Below are 7916 nucleotides of genomic sequence, written 5' to 3'. Positions count from 1 at the left end.
TTCCCGCTGCTGGAAAAAGTCAGCGACGAACCCACCGCCGACCTGCTGACCCAACGCATGCAAGTCCACGAAAAAGCTGCGTGGATGCTGCGCTCGCTGCTGGAAGGTGAAGGCTCCGTTGCCTGAAGCTGCGTCGCGGCTGAAGGCCCATTCCCGGCTGAAGCCGGTCCTACTGAGCGCGTGCGATCACTGGGATCCCCGGCTGAAGCCGGTCTTAATGAACGAGCGCGGTTACGGTGGATTCCCGGCTGAAGCCGGTCCCACTGAACGGGCGCGATCGCCTGTGGGATTCCCGGCTAAAGCCGGTCCCACTGAACGCGTGCGATCACCTGTTGGGATTCCCGGCTGAAGCCGGTCCCACTGAACGCGTGCGATCACCTGTGGGATTCCCGGCTGAAGCCAGTCCCACTGAACGCGTGCGATTCCCTGTGGGACCGGCTTTAGCCGGGAAAGCGTCGGACGCCACACCGCAACATTCCCGGTGTTCACGCTGGCGGATCCCAGCCGAAGCCGGTTCTACACAATAATCGCGACCATCAGCGCTTCTGCAACCACCCCAGAAAGTTATTCTTCTTGATCACCACCGGTTTGCGCATCAGCACGTGCTGTGTGCCCTGCTGACGAACCGCCTGCAGCTTGTTCAACGCCGTCACGATTTCAACGCGCTGTTCCATGGCCTGGCGCGTGGCGGCTTTATCGATGCGGTAAAGGACGCAGGAGGTGAGGGCGGTGAAGCGCGCTTGCGACGGCGTATCGGCCAGTACGCTCTGTTCGCCCATCACTTCGCCCGGTCCCATGCGTCCGGCTTCCACCACCTCATTGCCGTCCTTCACGCTCGCCGACACCACGCCGGTGGCGATCACCAGCAACCCGTCAGTGATTTCATCGACCTCAATAATCGTCTGCCCAGCCGTGTATTCCCGCGCCACCATGCTTTGCGCCAGCTGGTCCTTTTCCTCGGCGGTGCTGGTGCGGAACACCTTGACCTCATCCAGCAGCGCCCGCGGCCGGGACATGGCCTCGGCGGCCGTTTCCGATTGCCAGGCTATACCGGCCGCTTCGAGGTGCCGATAGGCCAGATCGAACAGCAGATTGCGCACGTCGCTCTTGTTGTTCAGGTCGCTGATGAAGCCAGTCACCGCGTATTCGATGGTGGTCGGGCTGGTCTCCTTGACCACCGCGCGAGGCTTGGGCGTCTGCAACAGGGCGCTGCAGCCCTGCAGGGCACGCTCCAGCGCATCCAGCACCCGGCGCGGGCGAATGTGCGGTGACATCATGATGTTGATCGACACGCCGTGAATATGGACCGGTCGGCTCAAATTGACGATCTTGGCTTTCGCTGCCACGGAATTGGGGATCACCACCATGGTGCCCACCCCCGTCAGCAGATGCGTGGCGCGCCAGTCGATGTCCACGACCTTGCCTTCCATGCCGTCGATTGAGATCGAGTCGTCGACCTGATACGGCTTGGTGGTGTTAAGGATGATCCCGGAGAACACATCGCTGAGCGTGCTCTGCAGCGCCAGGCCGACGATGATCGCCATCGCGCCCGACGTGGCCAGCAGGCCCTTGACCGGCAACTGCAGCACATAGCCCGCTGCCGCCACGATAGCGATAAGGAAGATCACCGCGCCAATGACCTCCTGCAACAGCCGGCCGCTGTGGCCGACGCGACGGGTCAGCGCCAACCCGAGGACCACGGTGAGGGTGCGTGCGGCGTAGAGCCACCAGACGATTGCCAGCAGCGTTGCGCCGAATTGCAGCGCGCTGTCGTCAGGCCACGCCGGCGCTTCCAGGGGGCTGACGCCGGCATTGATGATCACCAGGCTGTAAGCGACAAACGCGGCCAGCCGCATGCCAACGCGCGCCAACCGGTTGCGATCGGCCAGCAGGTGCCAGGCCAACAGGTCAGCCAGCAGCAGGAGCAGGCTCCACGCCAGCGAATAATGGGGGACGACGGTCGACATGGGCGATATCCGCAAAAAGAAGTGGGCCGCCTGGCGCGACGGCGCGCGAACAATGTAGGGACGGTCATGGGCGATGTCTATAACCGATGCGGCGCAGGGCTGGCGAAAGAAGCACGTTGCTTCAAGCGCGGCGGTTCCGGGGCACGTCAGTATGGGCAACGTTTTTTCTCCGATCCGAGGCCTTACATGCGCTTATCCGTCTCCTCACTCACCCGTTCCGTCGGTCTTGGATGGGCGCTGTGCTCCGCCGTCGTCATGGCCCAGGCGCCCGCCCAACAGAAAACTCAGGTGCCCGGTTATTTCCGTCTGGCCGTCGGCGACTACGAAGTCACTGCGCTGTTCGACGGCTACAACGACTTGTCGCCCACCTTGCTCAAGGGCATGAAGCCCGACGCGATACGCGCGTTGCTGGCCCGTCGCGCCATCGAAACACCGGGCGTGCAAACCGCCTTCAATGCCTTTCTGATCAACACCGGCGAGCACCTTATCCTTGTCGATACGGGCGCCGGGCAGTGCATCGGCGAGACGGCCGGCATGCTCCCGCAGAACATCAAGGCGGCAGGGTATCAGCCGGACCAGATCGACACCGTCCTGCTTACGCATTTGCACCTGGATCACGTCTGCGGACTGGTCGACGCCGACAAGAAGCCCGTGTTTGCCAACGCCACGGTCTATGCCGCCAAACCGGAAGCCGATTACTGGCTCGACCCGACCGCCCTGGGCCGCGTGCCGGAGCAGGCCAAGGCCTACTTCAAGATTGCTCAGGATTCAACCGCGCCCTACGTGTCGGCTGGCCGGTTCAAGACGTTCACACCTGGCCAGTCGCCGGTACCTGAGGTCAGCACGGCACTGGAAGCGGGGCATACGCCGGGCAGCACGACGTACCAGTTCAGCTCCCGAGGCCAGACCATCCTGTTCATCGGCGACCTGATCCACAGCCTCGCGGTGCAGTTCGATCATCCGTCCGTGAGCATCGCGTTCGACGAGAACAGCCAGAAGGCCATCGCCAGCCGCGACCAAGTCTTCACCGAGGCCGCGAGCCGGAAAATCTGGGTCGCCGCGGCGCATCTGCCGTTCCCCGGCACCGGGCATATTGTGGCCATCGACAAGCACTTCCAATGGGTGCCGGTCGAGTACGGCCCTTATCAACGTGCGGCTCACGTGCCGTTGCTCAAATAGGCACAGGGCGTAAACCACGCATCGCGGGTTCACTCGTCCCTGCGCGGATTTTCTTGTCGCCACCTTCGAAATGAGCGGGAACTATCCCTAGAGCTAATATCAGCCGCTGCTTTTAACTGGTTAGATGGACACCGGTTAAACATGGACAGCTGCGCTGAGTGCCTCCGCGGTTAAAACCCTGCCCGGACGACACTCAGCGAATCAGGGCCTGCGACGTCACTTCCAAGGACTGCATGAAATGATAAGTCTCGGTCAGACGATGATCTCCCGCGAGCACAGAGACGTGTTCAAAGACGGGGTCGCCATGCGCATTGGCACCCGCGCTTTCGATATTCTCGACGTGTTGCTGCGCCATCAAGGTCAGTTGGTGAGCAAGGAAACGATCCTTCAGAGTGTCTGGCCGGACACCGTGGTTGAAGAAAACAACCTGCAGGTGCATATCTCCGCGTTGCGCAAGGCGATGGGCAGCGACCGCGAGCAGATCCGCACCGTGCCGGGCCGTGGTTACGTGCTGCTGGGCGGGGAAGGCCTCGACCCCGAGACCCGCGCGCCCTCCGCGCTGCAGGGCGTGAGCTGCCATCACCGGTTGCCGGCGCGCGTCGCCTTGCTCGGGCGCCAGGCGTTGCTGGATGAAGTGAGCACCACGCTGGCCGAGGGTTGCGCGCTGGTCACGCTGATTGGCCCCGGCGGCGTCGGAAAAACCGCCCTGGCTGCCGAACTGGGCCAGACGTTGCTGGATGCCGGCACGACCCCTGTGTACTTCGTGCCGCTCGCGCAACTGCAATGCGCCGAGCTGCTGCTGGACGCGTTTTACAGCGCCGTCGGCCTGGACTGCAGCAGCGGCGATCTGGACGCGCAAGGGTTGATCCGTCACCTGCAACAGCAGCCGGGGCTGATCATTCTGGACAACTGCGAGCATCTGGCGGAAAGCGTCGCCGGCTTGCTGGAAGTGATCTTGCGCGGGGTGCCGGCGGTGCGCGCCATCGCCACCAGCCGCGAGCCGTTGCGCATTGCCGGCGAGCGCAGCCTGCAAGTGCCGCCCCTCGATATCCCCGAACTGAACACCTCCCCGGAGATTATTCTGCGCAGCGCCGCGGCGCAGTTATTCCTGCGCCAGTGGCGTGCGCTGGACAGCCATCTGCCGGCCGACGGCGATGCGCAACTGGACGATTACAGCGTGGAGCTGGTGGGGGAAATCTGCCGCCGTCTCGACGGTATGCCGCTGGCGCTGGAAATGGCCGCCGCCCGGGCCTGCATTCTGGGGCTGTACCAACTGGTGGCGAGCCTGGACGGCAGCCTGCACATGCTCTCGGCGTCGTTGCGCACGGCGCCGCCGCGTCAGCAAACGCTGCAGGCGTCGCTGGCCTGGAGCTTGCGCCTGCTCGGCCGTGAGGAGCGCACCGTGCTGCGGCGGCTGGCCGAGCTGGACGGTCGCTTCACCCTGGAACGTGCGTGCGATGCCTTGCAGCGCACCCGCCTGCCGCGCGCCTGCATCATGGACTGCATCGTCCGGCTGGCGACCAAGTCGCTGCTGATGGTCACAGCCCAGGGCCCTTTCCGGTTCTACCGGATGCTCGCGGCCACCCGCGCCTGCCTGCTGACGCTCAGCGCCCAGGACGCCGCCCCGGTGGACGTTCGCGCGCCCCGTGCGCAGGAGTGCGACCCACCGTCGGCGCTGGCCACGCTGCAAAGCATCAGGGCTGTGCCGGTCGGGCCCGACGGGTATCATGCGCGGCATCAGAGAGCACTGGCCGTTGGCCGTTGATGCGACGGAACCTTTTATGAGCGTGACCCCCAAGGTTTATGTGGTGGACGACGACGCCGCCATTCGCACCTCGCTGCAGCGCCTGCTGCACTCGGCGGACATCGTCTGCGAGGTGTTCGACAGCGCCCAGGCGTTTCTGGCCCGGCCGTTGAGTCAGGGCCCGGTTTGCCTGCTGCTGGACGTCAACCTCGCCCAAGGCACCGGCTTCGATCTGCAGCAGACCTTGCTGGAGCGAGGCCAGACCTTCCCGATTATCTTCATGACCGGCTACGGCACCATCGCCATGTCCGTGCGCGCCATCAAGGCCGGCGCTCGCGAGTTCCTGACAAAGCCGTTCGAGCCGGAGCAACTGCTGGATCTGGTGCGCGAGGCGTTGACCTGCGACGCGACGAGCATCGACGAGCGCTGCCTGACGGTCGACGTGAAAGCACGGTTTGACAGCCTCACGCCAAGGGAACGACAAGTCATGGCGCTGTTGATCACCGGCAAGATGAACAAGCAGATCGCGGTGGAGTTGGGCACCAGCGAAGTCACGGCCAAGGTCCACAAAAAGCACGTCCTGACCAAAATGAGTGCGCGTAACGTTATCGAGCTGTTGAAGATGAGCGACCGGCTTGGCTGCCTGGCGAAGTGACTATGCGCCTTGCGGGGTGAAGCCGGTCCTACCGGTTACGCGGTGGTTTGAGCAGGACCGGCTTGAGCCGGGAAGAAGCACCCGGACAGGGTCTATAAAGGGTTTTCATGAGCAGTATTTTCAACGGGCCGTACACCGCTATCTCCAGCGCCGGGGCGTTCGGCCCCCAGTGGCTGGAGCAGCTCGTCTGGCAGTGGCTGTTTGTTGATGGTGAGCTTGCCCATTACCGGGTCACGCTGCCTCTGGAGGACCGCCACTGGCGCATCGTCCGGCCTGCCCCCGACGCGTCGATCAACGCGAGTCGCCGTCTGGAACACGAGTTTTCACTGGCGGCCCGGTTGATGCCGCAATGGGCGGTGCAGCCCGTGGCGCTGCTGTCGGGGCCGGAAGGCACGCTGTTGGTGCGCGAGGATGCCAGCGCAGCAACTCGGCAGGATGACGGCCAAGCGCCGCTGTCCATCGAGGCCTTTTTGCGCAGAACCATTGCTGCCGCTGCCGCCGTCGTCGGCGCCCATCAGGCCGGGCTGCTGCACCGCGACATCAAGCCATGCAACCTGATCGAAGACGCCGACGGCGTGGTCCGGCTCAGCGGTTTCGGCCTGAGCGTTGACGTGCAGTCGGCTCCGCACCTGCCGGTGTCCGACGCCCTGTGTGGCTCGCTCGGTTACATGGCGCCCGAACAGGCACGGCGGGTGCAGCGGCAGGCGGATCAACGCAGCGACCTGTATTCGCTGGGCATGACGTTTTATCAATGGCTGACCGGCCGATTGCCGTTCGACGCCGTGGATGCGGTGGAATGGGTGTATTGCCATGTGGCGCGCCTGCCGCTGCCCCTGAGCCAGTACCGCGGCGATATCCCTGCGCCTCTGGAACACCTGGTGCATCGGCTGATCGCCAAAAATCCGGACGACCGCTACCAGAGCGCTGTCGCGCTGCACCGGGATTTGAGCGAAATGCTGGGCCAGTGGCAGCAGTGGCGCGACATTCCCGGCCTGCCTCCTGACCTGTCCGACGGTCTGCGTGAGGGGGCTGGCAACACGCATCCTCATGGCCCGAACCCTGCGCTGCCGGTGCAGGGGGCGTGGTCGGGGCGCGCCTCGATCACGTTTGCCGGCGGTCGCGAGGCGCTGGACCTGTCCTCTGTCATGAAATCGGCCCACGCGCTACGCGATGAAAGCGAGCAGGACCGGCTGATCGAGACCCTGCTGCGCAATACCATCATCCATGCCGGCGCGCAGCGGGCCTTGCTGTTGCGGGTGAACGACGAGGCGCCGGTAATCGCTGCGGTCGGCGAAAGCGGTGAAGACGGCCTGCGTATTGAGCTGGTGGACACGGTGCCCGACAAACACCACCTGCCGCTGTCGATCCTGTACCGGGTGATGCGCACTCGCCAGCGCCTGGTGCTGGACGATGTCTGCGCCGACGCCTACTTCGCTGCGGACGAGTACGTGCGCCGCCACCCGGTACGCTCGGCGCTGTGCGTGCCGCTGCTCAAACAGGGCAGGGTGCTCGGCGTGCTGTACCTGGAAAACAATCTCGCGCCGGGCGTGTTTACGGTCTGTCTCACCGAAGTGCTGGAACTGCTGGCCAGCCAGGCGGCGGTCTCTCTGGAGACCGCGCGGCTGCATCAGGCGCTGGAGCACGAAAATGCGCGGCGCCGGGATGTCGAAGTTGCCCTGCGCGCCGCCCGCGCACGCCTGGCCACTGTCGCCCAGGCCACGGTGATGGGTGAACTGGCGGCCTCGATTGCCCATGAGATCAATCAACCCCTGGCGTCCATCGTGTCCAATGCCGCCGCCGGGATTCGCTGGCTCAATCGCGAAAACCCGAAGGTGGACGAAGCGTTGTCCGGGCTGCGCGACATCGTCGCCGAGGGCCGGCGCGCCGGTGACATCGTCAATGCGCTGCAGAGCCTGGCGCGACAGGGCCCGCACCACCGGCGCAGGCTGCTGCTCAATGACGTGATTCGCCACGTGGTGGCGCTGACCGGCGTCGAAGTCGAGCAACAGCGGGTGCTGATGACCACGCACCTGACCTGTTCACCCGCGCGGGTTTGCGCGTCCAGTGTGCAGCTGCAGCAAGTGGTGCTGAACCTGATCCTCAATGCGCTGGACGCCATGAGCGCCGGCGATCACGTGCTGCGGCGGCTGTCGATCACCAGCGAAGTGGTGGCGGGCGATTACGCGGTGGTCAGCGTTGAAGACAGCGGTCGCGGAATCGATCCGGGCGACATGCATCAGCTGTTCGATGCCTTTTTCAGCACCAAGGACAAAGGCATGGGCATGGGGCTGGCGATCTGTCAGTCCATCATCAGCGCCCACGGCGGCCACCTCTACGCGATGCCCGCGCGCTATGGCGGTGCGACGTTCGT

The 7916-nt window shown here is 64.5% G+C and carries 5 protein-coding genes and 1 pseudogene; 5 read left to right on the top strand and 1 reads right to left on the bottom strand.

Going from position 1 to position 7916, the window contains the following annotated elements; translation table 11 throughout:
- Nucleotides 1-126 (top strand): annotated as a pseudogene (locus VF672_RS07605) (DNA starvation/stationary phase protection protein); the annotation flags it as partial.
- A 410-nt stretch (nt 127-536) separates the two neighbouring features.
- Here VF672_RS07605 and VF672_RS07600 read toward each other — a convergent pair.
- Nucleotides 537-1967, bottom strand: a complete 1431-nt coding sequence (locus VF672_RS07600; RefSeq protein ID WP_331103247.1) for a mechanosensitive ion channel family protein — start codon at nt 1965-1967, stop codon at nt 537-539.
- Between the two features lie 186 nt (nt 1968-2153).
- On the opposite strand from VF672_RS07600, the gene VF672_RS07595 reads away from it, so the two are divergent.
- From VF672_RS07595 to VF672_RS07580, 4 genes are all read left to right on the top strand, one after another.
- Nucleotides 2154-3146 (top strand): MBL fold metallo-hydrolase, encoded by a 993-nt coding sequence (locus VF672_RS07595; RefSeq protein WP_331103245.1) that lies wholly within the window; start codon nt 2154-2156, stop codon nt 3144-3146.
- Nucleotides 3147-3384: 238 nt separating this feature from the next.
- Nucleotides 3385-4911 carry a winged helix-turn-helix domain-containing protein gene (locus VF672_RS07590; RefSeq protein WP_331103243.1) on the top strand — a complete coding sequence of 509 codons (1527 nt, stop codon included), beginning with the start codon at nt 3385-3387 and terminating at the stop codon, nt 4909-4911.
- A 16-nt stretch (nt 4912-4927) separates the two neighbouring features.
- The gene (locus VF672_RS07585) at nt 4928-5545 is read left to right on the top strand and encodes a response regulator transcription factor (RefSeq protein ID WP_331103241.1); all 618 of its coding nucleotides are present in this window, start codon (nt 4928-4930) and stop codon (nt 5543-5545) included.
- A 107-nt stretch (nt 5546-5652) separates the two neighbouring features.
- The coding region (locus VF672_RS07580; protein WP_331103239.1) for an ATP-binding protein at nt 5653-7916 on the top strand (2264 nt) is incomplete at its 3' end.

This window comes from Pseudomonas sp., from assembly GCF_036387035.1.
Taxonomy (GTDB): Bacteria; Pseudomonadota; Gammaproteobacteria; order Pseudomonadales; family Pseudomonadaceae; genus Aquipseudomonas.
Note: the sequence above shows the minus strand (reverse complement) of the source record. Positions and strands in the feature narration are given on the sequence as shown.